The organism is Thiocapsa sp. (genome assembly GCF_018399035.1).
In the GTDB taxonomy this organism is placed as follows: Bacteria; Pseudomonadota; Gammaproteobacteria; order Chromatiales; family Chromatiaceae; genus Thiocapsa.
Genome location: NZ_CP073760.1, coordinates 3,252,938 through 3,275,810 on the forward strand (window position 1 = coordinate 3,252,938; position 22,873 = coordinate 3,275,810).

A 22,873-nucleotide genomic window follows, 5' to 3' on the forward strand; every position below is an offset into this window, starting at 1 on the left:
GGCCGCTCGGTCACGGGCAAAGGCCAATGTGACTCCCGACAAGGCCCGATCCTATGGACTTCCGCATCGCCGACACCTTCACCGACAGTCTCGCCCGCCTCGCGGGGGACGAGCAGAAGGCCGTCAAGACCACGGCGTTCGACTTGCAGATCAATCCGGCCAACCCCGGCCTCGCGTTTCACAAACTCGACAAGGCACGAGATAAGAACTTCTGGTCGGTCCGGGTCGGCAGCGACATCCGCTTGATTGTCCATCGGGCCTCGGGGAGCCTTTTGCTGTGCTACGTGGATCATCACGACCGTGCCTACGCCTGGGCCGAGCGCCGCAAACTGGAGGTCCATCCGCAAACCGGTGCCGCGCAGTTGGTCGAGATTCGCGAGCGCATCGAAGAGGTTGCGGTGCCGGTCTACGTCAAGGTCGCGCAACCCACGCCCACGAGGCCGCTTCTGTTTGCCCAGCGCTCCGACTCGGAACTGCTCGGCTACGGCGTCCCGCCGGAATGGCTGGCCGATGTCCGTCTCGCCAACGAGGACACCCTGCTCGAACTGGCGGATCATCTGCCCGCCGAAGCGGCCGAGGCATTGCTGCAACTGGCAACCGGCGAGCAGCCGCCCGTCTCCCGCCCCGTCGCGACGCCCGATGCGGACCCCTTCGCCCATCCGGACGCCCAGCGGCGTTTCCGCATCATGAGCGATGCGCAGGAACTTGAGCGGGCCTTGGCCTTCCCCTGGGACAAGTGGACCATCTTTCTCCATCCCGCCCAGCGCCAATGGGTCGAGCGCGAGTTTAACGGCCCGGCGCGCGTGTGCGGGTCGGCCGGCACCGGGAAGACCATCGTCGCGCTGCATCGCGCGGTCTTTCTCGCGCGCCGACATCCGGAGAGTCGTGTCCTGCTGACGACCCTCTCCGAGACGCTGGCGAATGCGCTGCGCACCCAGCTCCGACGCCTGATCAGCACCGAGCCACGACTCGCCGAGCGGCTCGAAGTCGACGCCATTAATGCCGTCGGCAGCCGGCTGTATGCGCGACATCTCGGGCCGGCACGAATGGCCACGGATGAGCAGGTGACCCGATTGATCGCCGAGGCAAGCGCGGCGGCCGGGAATCAGACGTTCGGTCTCGGTTTCCTGCGTTCGGAATGGACGGATCTGGTCGACGCCTGGCAGTTGGAGACGTGGGATGACTATCGGGATGTCAAGCGCCTGGGGCGCAAGACGCGTCTGCCGGAGTCCCGGCGGGCCGCGCTCTGGACCATCTTCGAGTCCGTCCGAGCCGCGCTGACCGAGAGCGGAGTGATCACACGCGCAGCCATGTTGACCGACCTCGCAACCCAGTTGGGCGAACGCCGACAGCAGCCGTTCGACTTCGTGGTCGTGGATGAAGCGCAGGATCTCAGCGTGCCCCAACTTCGCTTCCTCGCCGCGTTGGCCGCAGGCCGTCCGAGCGGACTCTTCTTCGCGGGCGACCTCGGTCAGCGCATCCTGCAGCCGCCGTTCTCCTGGCTGTCCCTCGGAGTCGACATCCGAGGCCGCGCCCGAACGCTTCAGATCAACTATCGCACCTCGCATCAGATCAGAAGCCAAGCGGACCGCCTTCTCGGACCGGAAACAGCCGATGTCGACGGCAACACCGAAGACCGACGCGGCACCATCTCGGTCTTCAACGGTCCCGCCCCCACCGTCGTCAGCTTCCAGACGCCCGCGGAGGAGGCCGGCGCGGTTGCCGCTTGGATCACGCAACGCATCGGCGAATCCGTCGAACCGCATGAGATCGCCATCTTCGTCCGCTCCGAGTCTGAGTTGGAGCGTGCGCGTGCCGCGGCCACCGAAACAGGACTACCGGCCAAAATCCTGGACGAACATGTCGAGACCGACCAGGGACATCTCTCCATCGCCACCATGCACCTCGCAAAGGGACTGGAGTTTCGCGCCGTCGCCGTCATGGCCTGCGACGACGAAGTCATCCCCTCGCAGTCGCGCATCGAAACCGTGACCGACGACAGTGATCTCGCGGAGGTCTACAACACCGAGCGCCACCTGCTCTACGTCGCCTGCACACGGGCACGCGATCACCTCTTCGTCAGCGGCGTTGCTCCGGCATCCGAGTTCCTCGATGACTTGCTGATTCCTCCACGAGGATGAAGGACGCTGAACCCAAAGGCGGAGCGCGAACTCATGCCTCGCGCATGGGTCAAGCGAGTGTGAGGCGCCGAGTAGCGGAACATGAGGAGGTTAAACTCCATTGAGTCCGTCATTGCTCCAAGAGCCATGGTCCGTCACGTTCGGTCCCGGTTCTAGGGCTCGTCGTCCTCACGACGTGATCTGAGATTGTTGACTTGGAAATGCTGCGCTACCCTTGCGCGAGTCTTGAAGTCGTGCAGCCTATGAGATAGCGAACCGAATCTCGAATATCTCTAAGGTGTCGGAGCCTCATATGAATTCTGTTGGAAACCTTTTCCGGTCACATCCCGAGTCGTGGTGGGGCCTTCGTGGCGACCCATTTCTCTGGAAAGACATGTCGCGGGTATTTCGACCCGTCCCTTTACCAGACTCAGCGGATACCCTAAAGGTCATGCTGGAAGCAGCATTTCTTGCGCTGACTGCGCGCCCAATCAGTACTAGGGACATGTTTTACATTGATCGTTATGCTGAAGGCGGGATGTCCTCTGGACACGTTGATCCGGAATTTTGGCGAGAAAAAGGTCTTCCGCTAATTCTTGAGCGCTTTATTGCCCAGCAATCGCTTCGAGCGGGACACTCCGCCGAAAAGTCGGCACCGCGCACCCCAAGTTAAACGTTACCTTCACTGGTGACATCCGGCAGCAGTGCACTTACTTGGTAACTGTTCAGGTAGCCAACTGCCTTACGATACATCCGTATCAGAAATCAGATTGCCCGCCGAAGATGGACAGATTCATGGTGGTATATGATTTATAGAAGTTCGGTATTGGTGTGCTTGCTGGCGCTCGCTTCTGGGCCATTGTACGGAGCGATCTATAACGAGTGGATGTGCGAAAGCGGTTCCTGCGGGAGTGGCGGAGACTTAATCGGTGGCCTGGCTGGCTTGGCATTTCTGATTTGGCTTGTTGGATCCTGGTTTGCTAGTGTGTGCGCCGGAACTAATAAGCTATGGCCTTTTCTCCTTGTATGCGGCAGCATCGCGTACTTTGCAATTACAAGCAGTTATCTGATAATTCAAGTTATCGGTTGGATATTCGCCGGCCTAGCGGGCTTCGCGATTTACTACCGTGATAATCTTACCTCGCAAGCATCGAATCCTCCGCCTCAAGTGGTAGTTAACCCACCGCGCAAAGAGGCTCCCCGGAAGACACCACCCCGCCCGCGCGCCGGCTCCATGCCTTCAGTTTCATCTGATCATGGTACGAATGGCCCAAGTCGCAAGACTCATTCGGTAACGTGTGCGAGCTGTAAGGCTAACTTTGCAGCGGTATTGGCTCCCTACGACACGGTGACCAACTGCCCAAGGTGTTTCTTTCTGAATAAGGTGAAGAAGTAGCCTTACTTATCTGAGGTCGACGGTGAGCTGGGCGCGAATGCCGAGGAAGACCTCTCGTTGCGTCCGGTTCTGGCTCGGCCTAACGGCAATACAGCGGCGGAGACGGCCTCAACGGGAAGTGATGGCGGGACATTACCCGAGCGCGGACCTCCCGGACTTAAAGGTTCGCCGGGAGGAGGGCTCAGCAATCGCCGCTACCATCCAGCGAGCGCGAGTCAGTCGGTTCTTTCGATTTCGTCACGAACACCAAACTCGGCGAACACACTCCGACAGGCATCCGACCATGGAACAGACCCGCAGTCATGAAATCGGCTCCCGCATTCGCGAAGCTCGCACACGACGCGCATGGACTCTCGAAGACCTGTCACGGTTTACAGGCCAAGCCATCTCGCCGTCCCGACTCGCGAACTATGAGAACGGCATCCGTCGTCCCGGCATCGAGGAGGCGGAGACACTGGCGAACGCCTTCGGTGATGTCTCGGCCGCTTGGCTCTTGACCCTTGACGGGGAGAGAGCGGCTCCTGCCTGACGGCGATTTGACGTCAAATCGGCTCCGCCGGAGACTTGGGCTCACGGCTCCCGGAGCCGTGCCCTGGACCCCGCCTACGTCGGTGAGTTCCTATTGGGCCCGAGCCGTCAAATCGATCTACTGTCCGCTGCGCCCCGATCTTACGGGAGGACCCCGCGCGAAATCCTGTGCTATAGTCCCGCACACGTCACGGAGGAAGCGCAAGCCATGGACTCAACGACACATCAAGCCGAACTGCCTGGAGCGATTCTTGATCGTTCGAGGCGTTCGGCTTTTTGTTGTCCGCTGTATGCGTGCTTGATGTCTAGGTTGATGTTTGGAAGAAACTTGGTCACCCTTTCTCCCCTTTGGCAAGCGTAACCGGAATAGGCAATGCGGCTATTCTCAAATGTTGTACTTGGTTTGGCTATATTTGGTGCGGTTTTAACTATGATCGCGGCTGCGGTTTCCGCAGTGTTTCGCTTTCTAGTATTACCGATTCTTGGCTTGGTGCTGTTATATTTTCTTTGGCGAGCCGTTTCCAACTTATTTGGTCCAGCTGTGAATCCAGCGGAGTCGGAGGAAATAGCAAGAGCAGTCCGTGAAGCTCTAAATCGGACTGAGCGAGAGGAAGAGAACAAAAGAAAGGAAGCTGAGCGCGAAAAACACAGAGACAGTGACCACCAAGATACGCCTTATACTTACCAAGTCACCGGTAGGCATGCTAATGAAACCCTGGCTATTCGTTACGGAATTGCGAACCAAGAAAAGAAAGTTGAGGAATACTGGTATCATAAGAAAGGGGGAGAGCTAGCGCGCAATCCGTCCAGGGATAAAGTTTACTATGTTCCAGCTTCGACCATTCGCTTACAGAAAACGAAAAGAATCCGAGATAGTCAGTATGAAGTTCTCTTGAAAGATTATCGAGATCGAAAGGCGATAGCAGTCATCGAGAAGGGGGAGGAGTATGTGAAAACTTTCCTGCCAATGCAAGAGGATTGGTTTAGAAAACATGCGGATTTGGAACTCACACTTAAGGGAAATGAATCGTTTACACTAAAAGAGCTTGCAAATTTTCATGTTCTAAAAGCAATAGGCGGATGAAGGCAATTGTAGTGGACTTCCCAAGTCTATATCTGGGACGATGCCAGATGTAATGACAGGCAACGAGGGGCCAGGTTTTGTAGGCACTCATTCCCAGGTAACCATTATTACATATTCGCCATAACCTCAGTCGCACTGAGCGCCGGATAGTCTGCGCCTGGGTCGTTCGACCGCGTGACTCTTTTTAAACCTAGCCCTAGTTTTTATGATTATTGATATGCGATCAGGCGCTTACCCAGGATCATTCATATATGCGGCAGCCTTGATGCTCCTATTCTTGCAATCATGCGCCGCTACCTTGACTACCCCATCATCAACAGCTAGCCGTTCACCATCAGTCACTCTCGTTGCCGATGCTGAGTCTAGTCTCCTGCAAGCAGGTTACCCATCCGGCAGCTTCCCAATAACGGCAAAAGGATGCGGCGCTACCGTTCTCCGAATCACAGGGGAAGACACCGAAATCGCCCTTGCCATCGGCACGACCACAAAACTCGACGCGATCGAATGTTGCCAACGTGACTCCGGAGGTATAACCATTCCCAATGGAGGGTTGTTGACAGTGCAGCAGTGCATAGACGCGACTCTTGAAGCGGAGGGCGAAGCAATGCATTCCTCTTCAGCGGATTGTCCAAGGAAGCGAGTTATGACAAATTGGGGTGGGCCCTTCGTGATGATTAGGCGCTCCAGCGATTCGAATGATCCATGGAAATTCACATGGAAGAATGAATCCACTGGTGATATTTTGGATGGTAGTAATTCGAGCGGTGCCCTAATCGTAACTCAGACTTTTGAGCTTTTGTGTCCAGCGTTCTCAAGGTAGATAGCAAAAAGGCGCTAGGCTCATCTTCTGCTAGGGTTGCCCCATGCCGCGCCGCGCACGTCACGGAGGAAACGAACGGCATTAAAACAGACCCACCTGAACTGGAGGGAGCGATTGCCGGGTTTGTTTTTGTATTTGTTTGCAAGAACTTACGGTTAGGATCCTGGTTAGATGGAAATTGATCTGTCCACTTCCTTAGTTATCCGAAGTGCGCTATGAGCGCCTCTTGGACATCAAGGATCACTGCCACGCACACACCGGATAAATGCTTATTCGTTCGGTTTACTCGCAGATTCATCTACAGAGGAGCAAATAATGAATTTGACTGAGTACCAGGCACGTTTTGCGGAGCCGGATAAGCCGCGCTCAAAAGATGATCTGAAGGACGCTGACACACGCGCCGGAAGAGCGCTGGCCTACGCGCTCGACATCAGAAAATTTGAAATTGAGTTATATTGGAAGCGAGCAACCTATTTTTGGGCGTTCATCGCCGCCGCATTCGCCGGGTATGCCCTGACCTACAAGGCAGCTAACCCTGAACCGTCGCTCTCCATTCTTTTCTCTGCCCTTGGCCTTGTTTTCTCCTTCACTTGGTATTTGGTGAATCGAGGAAGCAAGTTTTGGCAAAGCAACTGGGAACGTCATGTTGACATTCTCGAAGACATGACTCTTGGCCCTCTCTACAAGGTAGTAGCAGTCACGTCCGACAATTCGGCTGGCAATTTCCTTACCTCACCGGCGCAGTTCTCTGTCAGCAAGCTCAACCAAATCTTGAGCGTTTTCGTTGTAGCGGTGTGGCTTCTTCTCTTCGTGGCCTCACTTCTGCCTGCCCCCGGAGACGTGCCTCCCGACCTTTTCAAGCTCGCAGTATTCGTCCTCGTCGGCGCTTTCCTTTTCCTTCTCTGGCGATTCGGCAGGTCATCGAGCCAATTTGATAAAGCAGGCCTACATGAGCGTGACCTACATGAGCGCGACCTAAACCATGAAACCTAACGAATAAGGTTAGATCGGCCGAGCGCAGCGAGCGACGGGCTGACCGTTTGTGGAGCAAGCCCGGTATCGTGGGTGCGGTCCGCCTCGACACACCCCACGGCAAGCGGGGTGGCTTTCAAAACCCACCCTCGTCCTCGTCGAAAGTCTCAGAAAAAATCTGGAAATTTTTTATCTTTAACTGAGATCTTTCCTCTTTAGGGTAAGCACTTCCGCTACCCCCACTTCAGATCTCAAGAGCCTCTCCGGTCGAGGGGGGGCCCCACTCGACGCCACGCCCCACGCCCCAGCCGCCGACCTCTAGCCTTTTCCTCCTACGTCTCGTCCCTCCAGTCGGCCGATTTGACGTCAAATCCGCAAGTCTTCAAACGACCTGAAACGTCCAGGCGGGTGCCGCCGCGCGTGTCGTGCGCCCTCGGCCCCGTCGGCTCTACGTCTGCATTAAGGCCGCTTCGCGGGAGGTGAGTTGTCTTGCTCACACCAAGCGGAGACCCGCCATGCCCGACGACGACCAACGCAACACCCGCACCCTCTGTGCGCGCTTCACCGTCCAGCGCTTTCTCGGCCTCACCCCCGAGCTACGTCGTCTTCCTCGACGGCCGGCTCATGGACCACCGAGGGGCGTGCCGATGAACGCGCCTTTTAGCCCCGAACGCCGCATCAACGACGACGCACTCAACGACCGACATCTTGCGGCCTTGAGCACCGTCTCGTGGTTCATGGGCCCCCGCTTCTTCGACTACGCCGAGTTCCTCTACGGCCGGCTGGTCAGCGGCTGGACCGTTCCCTTCTAACTCACCCATCCTTCAGGAGAATCCCATGTCAAACGGCATCAACAAGGCCATTTTGATCGGCAATCTGGGCGCCGATCCAGAAGTGCGCACGCTCCCCAGCGGGGATGCGGTCGCCAACATCAGCCTTGCGACCAGCGAAAGCTGGACCGACCGCACGACCGGCGAGCTGCACGAGCGTACCGATTGGCACCGCATCGCGCTGTTCGGCAAGGTCGCCGAGATCGCGGGCGAGTACCTGCACAAGGGCTCGCGCGTCTACGTCGAAGGCAAGCTGCGCACGCGCAAGTGGACGACCGCCGAAGGCCACGAGCGCTACACCACCGAGGTCATCGTCGACGCACGCGGCTCCATGCAGATGCTCGACGGTCGCGCGGTGCAGGAGCCCGCACCGGAACCCAAGCCCGAGCCGCCAAAGCCGGTCCGTAAGGCGCGTAAGCCGAAGGCACGGCCCGAGCCGGCGCTGGCCGAGGGCGATGACGACATTCCGTTCTGAGAATGGGGGGTTTGGGGGTTTCCGGGGGTTATTTCCTGCTCACTGAAAATTGCTGTGAGCAGGTTCTGAGAATGGGGGGTTTGGGGGTTTCAGGGGGTTAATTCCTGCTCACTGAAAATCTATGTCGGTGAGCAGGTTCTCTTCAATCCCAGCCTCTCAGGTCACCGATGCTGTGTTCTCGGCTCCAGGCTCTGAGTAACGGCATGAAGATTTTTATGCGACGAGCGTTGAGCTTGCGACACAGCACTTCTTGTACTTCTTTCCACTTCCACAAGGACAAGGATCATTGCGTCCGACTTTATCGGTATGAACTGGCTTGATTGGATTCAGCATGCGCTCTAAGTCCGAAAGATCTTCGGGCTGATCACGCTCGAACCCAATGATGTAATGCCATCCATGTTCTGCGCAGATCTCTGCCACGTACTGCGCTCTCTCATCGCTGTGAACCCGACAAATAATCGGGCGTTTCTCTGTGCCTAACTTCGCCATTTAAGCCTCAAGGATCTTCGTCCTAAGTTCAAGTGCACGGATCCCCGGCATCCAGCCATCGACCACCACGCGCTACGCGATTTCCCATGGACGGGAAATAACCCCCAAAAACCCCCTAACCCCCCCGGCATCATCTTGCTGGCTGCAACCGCACGCTAAGCGATTTTCCATGGACCGAAAACAACCCCCAGAAACCCCCTAACCCCCTGTATCCAGCCAGCTTCATCGACATCCGAGCTGAACAGGTCGCCCCAAGGCGCCTGCGCACAAACGGCTGTCGCTGGCTCTCCATTCATCGATTCGCCGACCCGGAGCATCATCATGGCAACCAAACCCCGCACGCAACCGAAACCCGCAGTCCCGCAACCCTCCGCACGCTTGGCCATCTCCGATGCCGTGCTCGCCGAGCTCAACCTCGACCACGGCACCTGGCGCGTGCTCACCGAGAGCATCTTCCCGAGTGCGAAGACCGCCGAAGGCATCCTGCTGGCGGTCCGCTACTGCCAAGCCCGTGGGCTGGATGTGCTTAAACGCCCGGTGCATGTGGTTCCGATGTACAGCCGTGCACTCGGTCACGAGGTGGAAACCGTCTGGCCCGGCATCAACGAGGTCCAGATCACGGCGGCACGTACCGGGCAGTATGCCGGCATCGACCCGGCCCGCTTCGGCCCCGAGACCACGCGGGTCTTTCAGGGACGCGCCAAGACCGAGAACGGCTGGCAGGACGCCCGCATCGAGCTGACCTATCCCGCATGGGCCGAGGTCACGGTCTACCGTCTGGTCAACGGCGTGCGCTGCGCCTTCACCGAAACGGTCTTCTGGGAGGAGACCTACGCGCGCATGGCCGGGGGCGAGGTACCGACCGCCATGTGGATCAAGCGGCCGCGCGGGCAACTGCTGAAATGCGCCAAGGCCGCCAGCCTCAGAGCCGCGTTCCCGGAGGAGGCGAGCTACACGGCCGAGGAGATGGCCGGCAAGACCATCGAGCCCGATGACGTCGTTGCGGTTCGAGAGAGCGTGCCGGACGTCCCGGCCGCCGAGCCCGAGCCGGAACCCGAACCGGCACCGCCGACGGCGCTGGATGCCGCCTTTAAGCAGAAGCTCGCCAAGCTCATCGAACGGGCCGCAGGAGCGAATGCCTGGGCGCAGGCCGAGGACTACCTGCACGAGCGCTTCACCGGCGAACAGCTCGGCTTCGCGCTCGACGAGCTGGGCAAGGCCGCCGCCGCGTCCGTTCAGGCACAGGCCGCTTAACCGCCATCACACCAACCCGAAGGGGCAGGGCTGCCCCGACGGGCAACCGTGCCCCCTCGATTCAGGAGCACGGCATGAAACTGGTTCCACTCAAGCAACGCACGCCCGCATGGGAGCACTGGCGCTCCGAGGGCGTCACCGCGTCCGAGGCGCCCGTCATTCTCGGGCGCTCCCCCTACAAAACCCCGTGGCGTCTCTGGGCGGAACGCACCGGAGTCGTCACGCCCGAGGATCTCTCCGCCAAGCCCTGCGTGCAGCGCGGCATCGCTCTGGAGGATCAGGTGCGTCGGGCCTTCGAGGACCGCCACGGGACACTGCTGCTGCCGCTCTGTGCCGAGTCCACCGAGCACCCCGTCCTGCGCTGCTCGCTCGACGGCCTGAACGACGACGGCGAGCCGGTCGAGCTGAAGGTGCCCACCGAGCGGACCTACCGGCGGCTCGATCGAGAACGCGAACTGACGACCGCATACCAGCTCGCCTGGGCGCAGCTTCAGTTTCAGCTCTTCGTCACCGAGGCGCCACGCGGCTGGCTAGTCTTTGACCCCTGTCTTGCGGGCTCCACGCCGCTGGAGTTCGCCATTGCACGCGACGAGCCGTTCCTGACGACGGCGCTGGTCCCCGCGTGTCTGGCGTTCCACAAATGCATCATCGACGGCCAAGCGCCGGAGTACGACCGGGAGCGGGATCTCTATACCCCTGTCGACGGCGCGCTGACCGAATGGACGCAAGCCGCCCGGACCTACCGCGCGCTGACGGAAGACCGAGGCCACCTGGAAGGGCAACTCAAAGCGCTCAAGACCCGGATGACCGAGACCGAAGGGGTCTTCCTCCGCCTCATGGACGACGCCCTGCTCGCCGAGAGTGCCGGTGTCCGCGTCACCCGCTATCGCCAAGACGGCAACGTCGACTACACGGCGCTGCTGAAGGCCATCGCTCCGGATCTGGACGACGCCACCCGCGACCGCTACCGCCGACCGGCAAGCCAGCGGATCAAAGTGACCCTTCAAGGCGAGACCGTCCCGCCCGTAGACCTACCGCCACTCGCCGCAACGGCAACGTCCTTCTACTTCTGAACACCCCTCAACCGGGGAGACTCGCGCTCCCTGTCACGGGGAACGTGCGTCTCCTCCAATCAACCCGGAGAACGCCATGATGACCACGCAACGCTTCGATGTCGCCACGACCTTCGGTGTCAAAGCCCGCCCCGGACTGGAGGTCCAGGGGTTTGCCGACGACACCCATCCGCAGATCCCCGTGCGCAAGCCCTACGTCTTTCGCCCCGAACTGCTGCGCGACGTGCTGGCCTTCCTGCACGATGCCGGCGGTGACGGTCTGTTCCTGACCGGCCCGACCGGCTCGGGCAAGACCAGTCTGGTGACCCAGGTCGCCAGCCGTCTGAACTGGCCCGTCCAGGGTGTGACCTGTCACGGCCGCATGGAGATCGGGGCGCTGGTCGGGCAGTTCGTGCTGATCAACGGCAGCACGCGCTTTGTGCATGGTCCGTTGTCCGTCGCAGCGCGTGATGGACATCTGCTCATCCTCAACGAGTCGGACCTGATGGACCCGTCCGAGCTGGCCGGCCTGAACGACATCATCGAGGGCCAGCCCCTCGTGATTGCGGAGAACGGCGGGGAGGTCATTCGTCCGCATCCGCAGTTTCGGGTCTTCGCCACCGGCAACTCGGCCGGTTCCGGCGACGGCTCCGGTCTCTATCAGGGCGTCCTTCGCCAGAACCTGGCCTTTATGGATCGCTTTCGCGTCGTGCAGGTCGGCTATCCCGAGGCCGAGCTGGAGAAGCAGGTGATTCTCGGCGCCGTGCCGAAGATGCCCGAGACCATCGTCGAGAAGATGATCCGCGTCGCCGAGGAGGTCCGGCGGCTCTTTCTGGGCTCCGACCGGGAGGCCGGCGAGCTGACCGTGACCATGAGCACCAGGACCTTGGTGCGCTGGGCATCGCTGAGCTTGACGTTCAAGGGAGCCCCCAATGTCTTTCACTACGCCCTGGAGCAGGCCCTGACCGCACGCGCGGAGCCCGAGCAGCGCGAGGCCATCCACCGCATTGCCGCCGACGTGTTCGGCGACTACTGGGAGGCCACCCCGTGACGCGCTACGAGCTGTATCGCTTCACCCATCCCGATGGGACCGCCAAGGAGTGGGCGTACAGCGATCTCGGCAACGAACAGGCCGAGATCCGCTGGGGACCCGAGAACCAGCTTCGCCAGCGGCAGATCAAGCCGCTGCGCGAGGCGTGGGAGCGTGCCCTGCACAAGGTCCGCAAGGGCTATGTGAAGGTCGGCAGCGTCATGCTCGACAACGGGGGCTCGCGCGTGACGCCTAGACGGACCACGTCCGTGCGCAAGCCCGCTGTCGACCTCGCGACCCTGCTCGGTCCCGAGGAGGACGGCTTCTACTTCTAACCACCACCCACCAATGCCCAAGCGGCGCATCCGTTCGCCGCAAGGCAAGCGTGTGCGTCGTGCGGGCAGGAGACCACGCATGCACACCATCACCACCATTACCGACCGGCTCACCCTCGTGATGCTCGACGTCGCCATCTGGTCCGGACGCAAGAAGCTGCGCGCCGAGGACCTCAAGCTCGGGACCGAGATTCCCCCCGAGGATCTGGTCTCGCTCGGCTCCAAGCGGGTCTGTGACCCCGAACCGCTGAAGGCATTCCACCGCATCAAACAAAGTGCCGAACGGACCTGCCTGCGCGTCGGGACCCGCTTTCTGGGTGGCTTCGCCGTTCCGCATGCCCATGCCGAAGCCCTCGCCGACGCCTTGGCGCTCCTGAAAACCGAGTTCGACCAGACGACCGGATCCTTCCTCGCCGACTACGACCAGGCGCTGGAGACCTGGATCTCCAGCCTGCCGGATTGGGAGGAGCCCATCCGTCGCGCGATCGAGCCGGCCAATGTCGTGGGCGGACGCCTGCGCTTCGGCTACCAGCTCGTGCGGATTGCACCGGCCGAGCAGCCGGGGACGCTGGAGCACGAGGTTCAGGGTCTCGGCGACGGCATCTTCGCCGAGGTCGAGCAGATGGCCCGCGATCTGGAAGGCAGCTTCGAGGGCAAGGACAAGCTGCACCGCCGAGCGCTCGGCACCTTCGGGCGCATCCGCGAGAAGCTCGCCTGTCTGTCGTTCATCGACGGACGCATTCAGCCCGTCGTCGACACCATCGACGATTGGTCGCGGCGCCTGCCCAAGACCGGGCCGATCGCGGGAGCCATCTTCAACGAAGGCATGGGCCTTGCGCTCCTGCTCTCGGATGCCGAGCGCATGGCACGCCACGGGGCGGGACAGCTCGCCTACCAGCAGGGTCAACCACCTGAAGAGCCAGAGCCAGAGCCAGAGCCCGAGCAGCTCGCCATCGTCAACTTCGACGACCTGTTCGACACCGCGGCACCGTCGCGTCCGGCGGCTCCCGTCTCAACGCCACCTGTTTCGCACATGGAGAGCTTTTTCTTCTGATCCGCAACATCCCTTCCGCCCACCCAGGCGCAGCGACCCACGGTCCTGCGCCTTTTTTTATGAGGAGCACGTCATGAAAACCCTGACCAACGCACTACCCATCGTCGCGGCAGCCTACGGGCGCACCTTCAACATCCCGGTCCAAGTCGGGGGCGACGAGGCGATGACCGACGGCACGGTGATTCGCATCCCCGCCGTGGCCGACACCGTCAAGAGCCTCGCCTATGGCTACCTCGCCCACGAAGCCGGTCATGTGCGCTTCACCGATTTCGCGCTGGCACGTCACGACAACCCCCTCGGTCGCTTTGTCGAAGGCATCCTGGAGGATGTTCGCATCGAGAACGCCATGATCCGGACCTATCCGGGTACGCGTACAACCCTGGACAGCGTCGTCGACGCGCTGATTGCCGACGGCAAGCTGGTTCCGGTCACGGACCAAGCCGGACCCGCCGAGATCCTCGGCAACGGGCTCCTGCATCTGACACGCCACCGCTACCGCAAGCAAGAGGCGCTGGCGAGCCATGCCAAGCAGGCGGATCAGGCGATGCGCCATGTTCTGGGCACGAGGTTCGTCCATCGCCTGCATGGGCTTCTGACCGAGATCCCGACGCTCGCGAGCACCGCCGAGTCGATGGCTCTGGCCCGCAAGATCGTTGCCTTGGTCGAGGAGGAGTCCCGACCGCAACCCGAAGAGGAGGACGAGCAGGACGAGGAGCACCAAGCGCAAGGCTCCGAGCGCGAAGAGCAGAGCACTCAGGACCCAGCGCAAGGCTCCGAGAGCCAAGACCCCGACTCTCCGAACCCGAACGAAGAGGACATGGACGATGGAGCCGAGAGCGAAGAGCGAAGCACCGAGAGCGAAGAGCAAGGCACCGAGAACCAAGCTCAAGGAGCCGAGAGCAAAGAGCAAGGCACTCAGCCGGACCGTTCTGATATCAAAACGGCTCTTCAAGCGGCCTTGGCTGCCACGGACGATGAACTTCCCGAGGATGTCTTCCAGGTCGTCGCCGAAGCACTCGGCGCCGAGAGCATCCCATCGCCGACACTGCTTCCGACCAAGGAGTCTTACGACGGCAATCGGCACTATGGAGGCTTGGCGCTGCTTCGCGTCAAGGTCCATTCCGCCAAGCTCACGGCCCGTCTTCAGGGCCTGGTCCAAGCTCACACGCTGACCCGTCACCGCACCGTGCAACGCGGGCGCAGCTTAAGCCCGGCACATCTGCACCGTGCCGGCGTGGGTGATCCCCGGATCTTTCGGGTCCGGGACCACAAGGTCGCACCCGACACGGCCCTGCACCTGCTGGTGGACCTCTCCGGCTCAATGGCCGGCGGGCACGACGGCATCGCGCTCGACGCTGCAATGGCGTTGGCGCTCGCTCTGGAGCCGATACGCGGGGTCTCGCGTGCCGTCTCGGCATTCCCCGGTCTGCGGGGTCAGGACCAGAACGTGACGGCGATTCTCGCCCATGGCGAACGGGTCGCCACCCGAGCCGGTGCCTTCGTGCAGAACGCACGCGGAGGCACGCCCATGACCGGAGCCCTCTGGTTCGCTGCGGCCGACCTGCTGGCTCGGGGCGAGGGCCGCAAGGTCCTGCTCACCTTGACCGATGGCGAGCCGAACGACGTGCGTAGTGCCTTGGACCTCATCACCCGCGCCACCCAAGCCGGGATCGAGTGCATCGGCATCGGTATTCGCCACGACGTGAGCCGACTGTTTCCGGTCGCCGTGCGCATCGAGGACGTCGCCGACCTGAAGACCGCTCTGTTCGGCATCGCCGAGCGGCTGCTGCTCGCGTAACCGTCCGTCATCCAACCCCCAGGGGAGGCCACCTCCCCACGGGAGCGGTGCGCCTCCCCGCATCAGGAGACCGCACCATGAAGAAGAAACCTCAGCTATCCCTGCCGCTGGAACCCGACGCCATGCGCCGGGCGGATCTTCCCGAAAGCGATCAGGCGCTGGTGGCCGAGGCCATCAAGTGCCTGGAGCAGAAGTATCTCGTCAAGCAGGACGTGCTCACCAGCCCGGAGGCGACACGGGATTACCTGAAGCTGCGCCTCTACGGCATTCACTACGAGGTCTTCGCCTGCCTGTATCTCGACAACCGCCACCGCGTCATCCGCTACGAGGAGCTGTTTCGCGGCACGGTGGACGGCGCCACCGTCCATCCGCGGGAGGTCGTGCGCAAGGTCCTGGAGACCGGGGCGGCGGCCGTGATTCTCGCCCACAACCACCCCTCGGGGTGGCCGAGCCCAGCCAGGCGGATCTGCGGATCACGCAGCGCCTCAAGGAGGCCCTCGCCCTCGTCGATGTGCGTGTCCTGGATCACGTCATCGTCGGCGATGGACAGGGCACCTCGCTGGCCGAGCGCGGCCTGCTCTAAACCACCCCGCGGAAGGCCGGCGCACGCGCGCTGGTCTTCCCGCACCACATTAAGGAGCACATCTCATGATCCTCATCATCATCCTGCGGCCGGAGGACGCTCGGCACTGGTGCGTGCGCGACACGGCAGGCTGGACGGACGTCCACACAGTCCGCCGGTACGCCCGAGGACACTGGACCCAGGTCCTGGCAGAGCTGGCTCCAGACCTGGAGCCGGCGCTCGACCGTCTCGGTCGGCACGTGCCCTGTCCCGTTCACGGCGGCCGAGACGGCTTCAGACTCTTCCGCGACGTCCGCGAAACCGGCGGCGGCGTCTGCAATACCTGCGGGGCCTTCTCGGACGGCTTCGCGTTGCTTATGTGGATGAACGGCTGGCGCTTCGTCGATGCCCTGCGGGCTGTCGCCGCAACTCTGCCGCTCTCCACCGGCGACGGCGGGTCTTCTCTCCCGATCTCGAAGCCTGCGCGCACGTCTTCAAGCGCTTGGCGCCGCGCTGAGATCGAGAAGGTCTGGGCCGAGAGCATGGACCCTCGCCATTCAAGCGCTGCGCCGTTGCGGCGGTACTTGGCCGGCAGGAGTCTGAATCACGAGGGGCTCGCCATTCGTAAGTTACGATTCCACCCCGGCTTGCCCTACTGGCACAACGGACGCCGAACAGGGAGCTACCCGGCTATGATTGCGCCGGTCACGAGCCCAAAGGGCGAGCTGATCACGCTCCACCGCACCTATCTGACCGAGGACGGCAGAAAGGCAGCGGTCGCAGCGCCTCGCAAACTGATGGCATACCCGGAGGATCTGCGTCTGGCGGGAAGCGCCATCCGCTTGGAGAAAGCGGGCGCAGCGCTCGGCATCACCGAAGGCATCGAGACGGCACTGGCTGTCATGCTGATGACAGGCGAGCCCGCATGGGCCGCCACCAGTGCCGGTATGCTTGAGCGGTTCGAGCCTCCGACGGACGTCATAGCCCTGACCATCTGGGCAGACCGCGACCGTTCCGGAACCGGCGAGCGTTCTGCACGAATCTTGGCAGACCGGATGTCGGCGCACGGTCTAACCGCCGAGGTTCGCCTTCCCGAGATGGCGATCCCGAAGGGCGCGAGCGGAGTGGATTGGTTCGATGTGCTGAGAGCAGAGAGACGATGCGTTGGCCATGCCAGCTTGTGACGTACGCCGAACAATCAAATCGGCTTCTATCGGCACTTGGTTTGCCTAGCCGGCAACAGGGCATCTAGCTACCTGATGCCGTAACCAGGAGACCAGAAACTAACGTTCGGGTTGACAGGTTACCAAGCCCTACAGCTCAGGCTCTCGCCGATTGCGCTTGGACACCTCAGACCAAAGTCCCACCTCAGGTCCCACTCAAACGAAAAACGGCTTAGGCGATTAACGCCTAAGCCGTTGTTTTTATTGGCTCCCTGGGACGGGCTCGAACCGCCGACCTAGTGATTAACAGTCACCCGCTCTACCGACTGAGCTACCAGGGATCTATTCGAGCCCGTAATGTTAGCCGGGCGCCTACATCGAGTCAAGATCGGCGAGACGCCGCTCCACGGCAAATCTGTTCTAGCCCACCGGCGCGAGCCGGAGCGGCGGGCGGCGGCGGGTGTTCTCGGTCATGCGCAGGTAGTCGAACACCAGGCGGAGGTTGCGCGCCAGACGTTGGATGGTGGCGGAGACGGTGTCGCGGGACTTCGCCTTGATCACGCCGATGGCGAAGCGGCGTAGCGCGGTGATGTTCGCGGGGCCATGGCCGGTGCGGATGGTGCAGCGGTCCTCGTCCCAGTTCCAATCCAGGGTGTAGTGACAGCCGTTCTCGACCGTCCAGTGCCCGCGATTGAAGGCCAGTATGCGGGCGGCATCGGCGGTTTCCGGGGTATGACTGGTCACCCCGCAGACGGTCTCGGTCGTGGTCTTGCCGGTCTTCTTCTCCACGGTGTGGCGCTCGATGAGGAAGGCCTGGCCGACACCGGGGAAATCCAGATACTCGTTCAGGCGCTCGGAGGTCCAGATCGCGCGGCTCTCGATGCGGCCATGGCCCGGGGTGGGCGGCTCGCGGAAGTCGGGTTGATCGCGGTCATTCTCGAAGAACAGGCGAAGATCGGCGTGCAGGTTCGGCTGATTGTCTTTGACGGTGAAGACGTAATGGGCATCGTGCGCGAGCAGGTACTCGGCGAGCTTGCGCTGGGTGAGCAAGGCGTCGGCGGTGATGGTCTTCCCGGTGATGTCCAGGGTCTCGAGGACCGGGATGACCATCCCGATCTCGTTGGTTTGCTTGACCTCGTCGCGGCCCTCTACGGGCAGGGTGCCGACTTTTTTTGGGTGTAGCAGATCTGACTGCGGTGGCCGACGACGCCGAGGATGTGGGTCTGACGGCCGTCGGCGTCGATGGCATTGCGCATCGTCTTGCCGTCGACGGCCAAGCCCTCGTCCTCGGCGTGCTGGAGGTTCCAGCGTTGCAGGGCGCTGTTCAAGGCGTCGGGGTCGACGCGTACGAGCACCTCGCGGATGACGGTGCGCCCGGGGACCTCGTAGCGGCGGTTGCGGTAGCGGCAGCGAAAGCGCGCCCGCGCCTGCTGGCTCAAGTCCTGCGCCCACAGGCTGATGGCCTTGTAGCCGCGCATCCCGCACAGGGTGGCCGCGGCGGCGATGGCCAGCACCGTGGGCAGGGGGTGGCGCCGGCCTTGGCCGCGGCGCGGATCGGGAATGTCGGCAAAGCATTCGGGCAACGACAGCATCTGATCGGCGCTCAACATGATGTGCGGGGCTCCGTGACGGTAGCGGGCATCGAGGACGGGACGCGACAGGCAGGCTCGGGCGTGGGCCTGCAGCGGGCGGAGAAAGACGCGTTTGGCGGCGCTCGTCGTGGCGCTGTAGCCGGTGCGGGTGCGCCGATAGCCACGGGTCTCGCCCACCTCCTGCCAGTTGGCGGCGCGGTAGATCGTGCCGTGAAAGCGCTGCGGGTCGACAAAGGTCTCGAGCAACAGCAAGGGGTAACCGAAGCGCTCCGGCCAGTCTGCGGCCAGGCGCCGTTCGCTCAACGCCAGCACCCGCGAGGCGAGGTTCGCCACATGGTGCTCGGGGAGGATCAGAAATCGGCTGTTGTTGGCGATCAGGTGCAGACGATCGTATTGACGGCGAAAATCCCAGCCGATCCAGGCGTCGCGCGCGGCACACTTCCAGGCCGCGGCCGAGAAGCTCAGCAACGCCAGCCACTGGTCCTGCCAGGTGGCGACATACCAGAGGGTGTGGCCGATCTTCGGCAACGCGCCCAGATAGTGATGGGCATCCATCAGGCTCCGGAAGCGCGCCTCTTCGGCGGCGGCAACGGGTTGCAGGACGACCTCGCGCAGGTTCACGCTCGGGTTTTCTCGGGTGGTGGCTATTCCGGCGCTTTATACCCGCGCTGCCGGGCGTTGTCCAGAGTCAAGGACAACCGCACGGCGAAACAGTGAATCTGGGCTAGAACGGTTCCGCCCTGGACGCCGCTCTCAGGCGACCGCAGCGGCGATCCGCTCGAGCGCCTGCTCGAGGTTTCCGCGGCTGGTGGCGATCGAGATGCGGGCGTAGCCGTTGAGGCCGAAGGCGGAGCCGGGTACAAGCGCCACGCCGGCCTTCTCGATCAGGTATTCCGCGAAGTCCAGGTCGTTGGCGATCCCGGGGAGCTTGTCGATCGCACCCTGCACCTTCGGAAAGACGTAGAAGGTGCCGTCGGTCGGCAGGCATTCGATACCGGGGATCTGGTTGAGGCGCTCGACCACGAAGTCGTGGCGCTCGTGGAACGCCTTGAGCATGACGCCGATGCACTCCTGCGGGCCTTCCAGAGCGGCTTGGGCGGCGACCTGCGAGATGGATGTCGGGTTGGAGGTGCTCTGGCCCTGCACCTTCTTCATGGCCTTGATGATCTCGGCCGGACCGCCGGCGTAGCCGATGCGCCAGCCGGTCATGGAGTAGGCCTTGGAGACGCCGTTGAGGACCAGGGTCCGCGGGTAGAGCTCCGGGCAGGCGTTGAGGATGTTGACGAAGGGCTCGGGGCTCCAGCGGATGTGCTCGTACATGTCGTCGGTGGCGATGAGCGTGCGCGGGAACTCGCGCAGGACCTCGCCGAGCGCTTCCAGCTCTTCGCGGTTGTAGCCCATGCCGGTCGGGTTCGAGGGGCTGTTGATGACGACCAGGCGGGTCTTGTCGGTCAAGGCGCCCTTGAGCTGTCCGGGGGTGATCTTGAAGCGCTGATCGGCCCCGGCGTGCACGAGCACGGGCGCGCCGCCGGCGAGCAGCACCATGTCCGGATAGGAGACCCAGTAGGGCGCCGGGATCACGACCTCGTCGCCCGGATCCAGGAGCGCTTGGGCGAGATTGTAGAAGCTCTGTTTGCCGCCGCAGGAGACCAGGATCTGATCGTGGTTATAATCCAGCGCGTTCTCGCGCTTGAACTTGTCGATCACGGCCTGCTTGAGCTCGGTGGTGCCGTCCACCGCGGTGTATTTGGTGAAGCCGGCGCGGATTGCGGCGATGGCCGCTTCCTTGATGTGATCGGGTGTGTCGAAGTCCGGCTCCCCGGCACCGAGCCCGATGACATCCTTGCCCGCGGCGCGCAGGGCCTTGGCGCGGGCCGTGATGGCCAGGGTGGCGGAGGGTTTGACAGCCTGAACGCGCGCGGCGAGCTTGATGGTCATCGAGTGTCTTCTCTGGGCTCTTGTGGTGAGGGTGGTTATTGTTGTAACTGGACATGCGGTGTCTCGCTCCCAATCATAACGAAACCGTAAACACCCGGCACGCACTCCGATGTCCGAACGCCCCTTTCATTTAGTTTCGCCGTTCGCCCCCGCAGGCGACCAGCCCGAGGCGATCCGCCGCCTAGCGGAGGGTCTGAACGACGGCGAGTCGGCGATGACCCTGCTCGGCGTCACGGGCTCGGGCAAAACCTTCACCATCGCCAGCGTCATCGACCGAGTGCAGCGCCCGGCCTTGATCCTGGCGCCGAACAAGACGCTCGCGGCCCAGCTCTACGGCGAGATGAAGGAGTTCTTCCCGCACAACGCGGTGGAGTATTTCGTCTCCTATTACGACTACTACCAGCCCGAGGCGTACGTCCCTTCGACCGACACCTATATCGAGAAGGACTCCTCGATCAACGAGCACATCGAGCAGATGCGTCTCTCGGCGACCAAGGCGCTGTTGGAGCGTCCCGATGTCATCATCGTGGCGAGCGTCTCCTCCATCTACGGCTTGGGCGACCCGGACGCCTATCTGAAGATGGTGCTGCATCTGAACCGCGGCGATCTGATCGATCAACGCGCCCTGCTGCGCCGGCTCGCCGACCTGCAATACCGCCGCAACGAGATCGAGCTTTCTCGAGGCACCTACCGGGTGCGCGGCGACGTGATCGACATCTATCCGGCCGAGTCGGACGACGAGGCGCTGCGGGTGGAGCTATTCGACGAGGAGATCGAGTCACTCTCCCTCTTCGACCCGCTGACCGGTGAACAGCTGCGCAAGGTCCCGCGCTATACGGTCTTTCCGAAGACGCACTACGCCACGCCGCGCCAGACCATCCTGAATGCGGTGGAGCAGATCAAGGTCGAGCTGAAGGACCGCCTGACCTGGCTGCGGGACAACGACAAGCTGGTCGAGGCCCAGCGCCTGGAGCAGCGCACCCTGTTCGACCTGGAGATGATGCTGGAGGTCGGCTACTGCTCCGGGGTCGAGAACTACAGCCGCTATCTCTCCGGACGCGGACCCGGCGAGCCGCCGCCGACCCTGTATGACTATCTCCCCGCGGATGCCATCGTCGTCATCGACGAGAGCCATGTCACCGTGCCCCAGCTCGGCGCCATGTACAAAGGTGACCGCTCACGCAAGGAGAATCTCGTCGACTACGGCTTCCGGCTGCCCTCGGCGCTCGACAACCGCCCGATGCGCTTCGAGGAGTTCCAGGCCCGCCAGCCCCAGACCATCTATGTCTCGGCCACCCCGCGCGCCTACGAGATCCGGCACTCGGGCGCCGTCGTCGAGCAGGTGGTCCGACCCACCGGTCTGGTGGATCCGGAGGTCGAGGTCCGCCCTGCCCTGACCCAGGTCGACGATCTGCTCTCGGAGATCGGGCTGCGGGTCGCCGTCGGCGAGCGTGTGCTGGTCACCACACTCACCAAGCGCATGGCCGAGGACCTGACCGAGTATCTCAACGAGCACGGCGTGAAGGTCCGCTATCTGCACTCGGACATCGACACGGTCGAGCGCGTCGAGATCATCCGGGATCTGCGCTTGGGCGAGTTCGACGTGCTGGTCGGGATCAATCTGCTGCGCGAGGGGCTCGACATGCCGGAGGTCTCGCTGGTCGCCATCCTGGACGCCGACAAGGAGGGTTTCCTGCGCTCGGAAGGCTCCTTGATCCAGACGATCGGGCGGGCCGCGCGCAACGCCAACGGCAAGGCGATCCTCTATGCCGACCGCATCACCGGCTCCATGGAGCGCGCGATCGGCGAGACCGAGCGGCGACGCGCCAAGCAGATCCTCCACAACACCGCCGAGGGCATCACGCCTCAGACGATCCGCAAGGCGGTCGCCGACATCCTCGAGGGCGCTATCCCGGGCGCACCCATGAAGGCGCGCCAGTATGCCAAGGTCGCCGAGGAGATCATCGAATACGCCAAGCTGACGCCGCAGCAGATGGCCAAGAAGCTCAAGGCGCTGGAGAAGACCATGTACCAGCATGCGAAGAACCTCGAGTTCGAGCAGGCCGCCGCCGTCCGGGATAAGATCAAGGAGTTGCAGGGGCGCGGGCTTGCGGCCTAACGTTTAGGCGATTTCCGGGAATGATCATCCCGGCCGTGCGTGTTGCCAATGCTTACCGGGCGACTAAAGTCGCCCCTTGTATGATCTGTTCTGAAGGGATTGACAAGGAAAGTGATCAACGGATTTGATGAAGAGTGCCCGGGAAGCCGTTCGCCCCTGAAGCCTGGATGTCGTGTTCCGCTGTTCAGAGCTTGCATGTAGATGGGCTCCCCGCCCTCTTCGCCCATACCGAAGAGTATCCGAGGCCGTGGACATGTCCGGG

19 protein-coding genes, 1 tRNA gene and 1 pseudogene are annotated in these 22,873 nt (G+C 62.3%); 16 read left to right on the forward strand and 5 right to left on the reverse strand.

Annotation, left to right across the window (positions count from 1 at the left end):
• The first annotated feature begins 53 nt into the window (after positions 1-53).
• From KFB96_RS14750 to ssb, 7 genes are all read left to right on the forward strand, one after another.
• Positions 54-2,141: a 3'-5' exonuclease gene (locus KFB96_RS14750; protein ID WP_213457727.1), complete on the forward strand. Its 2,088-nt coding sequence runs from the start codon at positions 54-56 to the stop codon at positions 2,139-2,141.
• Between the two features lie 430 nt (positions 2,142-2,571).
• Positions 2,572-2,793 (forward strand): hypothetical protein, encoded by a 222-nt coding sequence (locus KFB96_RS14755; protein WP_213457726.1) that lies wholly within the window; start codon positions 2,572-2,574, stop codon positions 2,791-2,793.
• A 1,006-nt stretch (positions 2,794-3,799) separates the two neighbouring features.
• The gene (locus KFB96_RS14760; RefSeq protein ID WP_213457725.1) at positions 3,800-4,045 is read left to right on the forward strand and encodes a helix-turn-helix transcriptional regulator; all 246 of its coding nucleotides are present in this window, start codon (positions 3,800-3,802) and stop codon (positions 4,043-4,045) included.
• Between the two features lie 372 nt (positions 4,046-4,417).
• Positions 4,418-5,128 (forward strand): hypothetical protein, encoded by a 711-nt coding sequence (locus tag KFB96_RS14765; RefSeq protein ID WP_213457724.1) that lies wholly within the window; start codon positions 4,418-4,420, stop codon positions 5,126-5,128.
• Positions 5,129-6,263: 1,135 nt separating this feature from the next.
• Entirely contained in the window at positions 6,264-6,941 is a 678-nt protein-coding gene (locus KFB96_RS14770; RefSeq protein WP_213457723.1) for a hypothetical protein, read from the forward strand.
• 494 nt (positions 6,942-7,435) lie between these two features.
• Positions 7,436-7,732, forward strand: coding sequence for a hypothetical protein (locus KFB96_RS14775; protein ID WP_213457722.1), 297 nt, complete (start codon positions 7,436-7,438; stop codon positions 7,730-7,732).
• A 25-nt stretch (positions 7,733-7,757) separates the two neighbouring features.
• Positions 7,758-8,225, forward strand: coding sequence for a single-stranded DNA-binding protein (ssb, locus tag KFB96_RS14780; RefSeq protein ID WP_213457721.1), 468 nt, complete (start codon positions 7,758-7,760; stop codon positions 8,223-8,225).
• 213 nt (positions 8,226-8,438) lie between these two features.
• Here the strand turns inward: ssb and KFB96_RS14785 are convergent, their stop codons facing one another.
• A complete protein-coding gene (locus tag KFB96_RS14785; RefSeq protein WP_213457720.1) occupies positions 8,439-8,714 on the reverse strand; it encodes a PBPRA1643 family SWIM/SEC-C metal-binding motif protein in 276 nt (91 codons plus the stop codon).
• A 321-nt stretch (positions 8,715-9,035) separates the two neighbouring features.
• On the opposite strand from KFB96_RS14785, the gene KFB96_RS14790 reads away from it, so the two are divergent.
• From KFB96_RS14790 to KFB96_RS14825, 8 genes and pseudogenes are all read left to right on the forward strand, one after another.
• The gene (locus tag KFB96_RS14790) at positions 9,036-9,968 is read left to right on the forward strand and encodes a recombinase RecT (RefSeq protein WP_213457719.1); all 933 of its coding nucleotides are present in this window, start codon (positions 9,036-9,038) and stop codon (positions 9,966-9,968) included.
• A gap of 74 nt (positions 9,969-10,042) precedes the next feature.
• Positions 10,043-11,041, forward strand: a complete 999-nt coding sequence (locus KFB96_RS14795) for a lambda-exonuclease family protein (protein ID WP_213457718.1) — start codon at positions 10,043-10,045, stop codon at positions 11,039-11,041.
• A 76-nt stretch (positions 11,042-11,117) separates the two neighbouring features.
• Positions 11,118-12,071, forward strand: a complete 954-nt coding sequence (locus KFB96_RS14800; protein ID WP_213457717.1) for an AAA family ATPase — start codon at positions 11,118-11,120, stop codon at positions 12,069-12,071.
• The gene (locus KFB96_RS14805) at positions 12,068-12,385 is read left to right on the forward strand and encodes a hypothetical protein (RefSeq protein WP_213457716.1); all 318 of its coding nucleotides are present in this window, start codon (positions 12,068-12,070) and stop codon (positions 12,383-12,385) included. The genes KFB96_RS14800 and KFB96_RS14805 overlap by 4 nt, the downstream gene beginning before the upstream one ends.
• Before the next feature lie 79 nt (positions 12,386-12,464).
• A complete protein-coding gene (locus KFB96_RS14810) occupies positions 12,465-13,439 on the forward strand; it encodes a DUF3150 domain-containing protein (protein WP_213457715.1) in 975 nt (324 codons plus the stop codon).
• Positions 13,440-13,512: 73 nt separating this feature from the next.
• Complete coding sequence (locus KFB96_RS14815; protein WP_213465102.1) at positions 13,513-15,237, forward strand: VWA domain-containing protein; 1,725 nt, start codon at positions 13,513-13,515, stop codon at positions 15,235-15,237.
• Positions 15,238-15,434: 197 nt separating this feature from the next.
• Positions 15,435-15,820 (forward strand): annotated as a pseudogene (gene radC, locus KFB96_RS14820) (DNA repair protein RadC); the annotation flags it as partial.
• Positions 15,821-15,885: 65 nt separating this feature from the next.
• Complete coding sequence (locus tag KFB96_RS14825; protein ID WP_213457713.1) at positions 15,886-16,983, forward strand: toprim domain-containing protein; 1,098 nt, start codon at positions 15,886-15,888, stop codon at positions 16,981-16,983.
• 244 nt (positions 16,984-17,227) lie between these two features.
• Here the strand turns inward: KFB96_RS14825 and KFB96_RS14830 are convergent.
• From KFB96_RS14830 to KFB96_RS14850, 4 genes are all read right to left on the reverse strand, one after another.
• A tRNA-Asn gene (locus KFB96_RS14830) sits at positions 17,228-17,303 on the reverse strand.
• Positions 17,304-17,382: 79 nt separating this feature from the next.
• Positions 17,383-18,072, reverse strand: a complete 690-nt coding sequence (locus KFB96_RS14835) for an ISAs1 family transposase (protein ID WP_213457712.1) — start codon at positions 18,070-18,072, stop codon at positions 17,383-17,385.
• 38 nt (positions 18,073-18,110) lie between these two features.
• The gene (locus KFB96_RS26845) at positions 18,111-19,175 is read right to left on the reverse strand and encodes a Druantia anti-phage system protein DruA (protein WP_300970325.1); all 1,065 of its coding nucleotides are present in this window, start codon (positions 19,173-19,175) and stop codon (positions 18,111-18,113) included.
• Between the two features lie 132 nt (positions 19,176-19,307).
• Complete coding sequence (locus tag KFB96_RS14850) at positions 19,308-20,492, reverse strand: pyridoxal phosphate-dependent aminotransferase (protein ID WP_300970326.1); 1,185 nt, start codon at positions 20,490-20,492, stop codon at positions 19,308-19,310.
• Between the two features lie 109 nt (positions 20,493-20,601).
• On the opposite strand from KFB96_RS14850, the gene uvrB reads away from it, so the two are divergent.
• The gene (gene uvrB / locus KFB96_RS14855) at positions 20,602-22,611 is read left to right on the forward strand and encodes an excinuclease ABC subunit UvrB (protein ID WP_213457711.1); all 2,010 of its coding nucleotides are present in this window, start codon (positions 20,602-20,604) and stop codon (positions 22,609-22,611) included.
• Positions 22,612-22,873 lie beyond the last annotated feature (262 nt).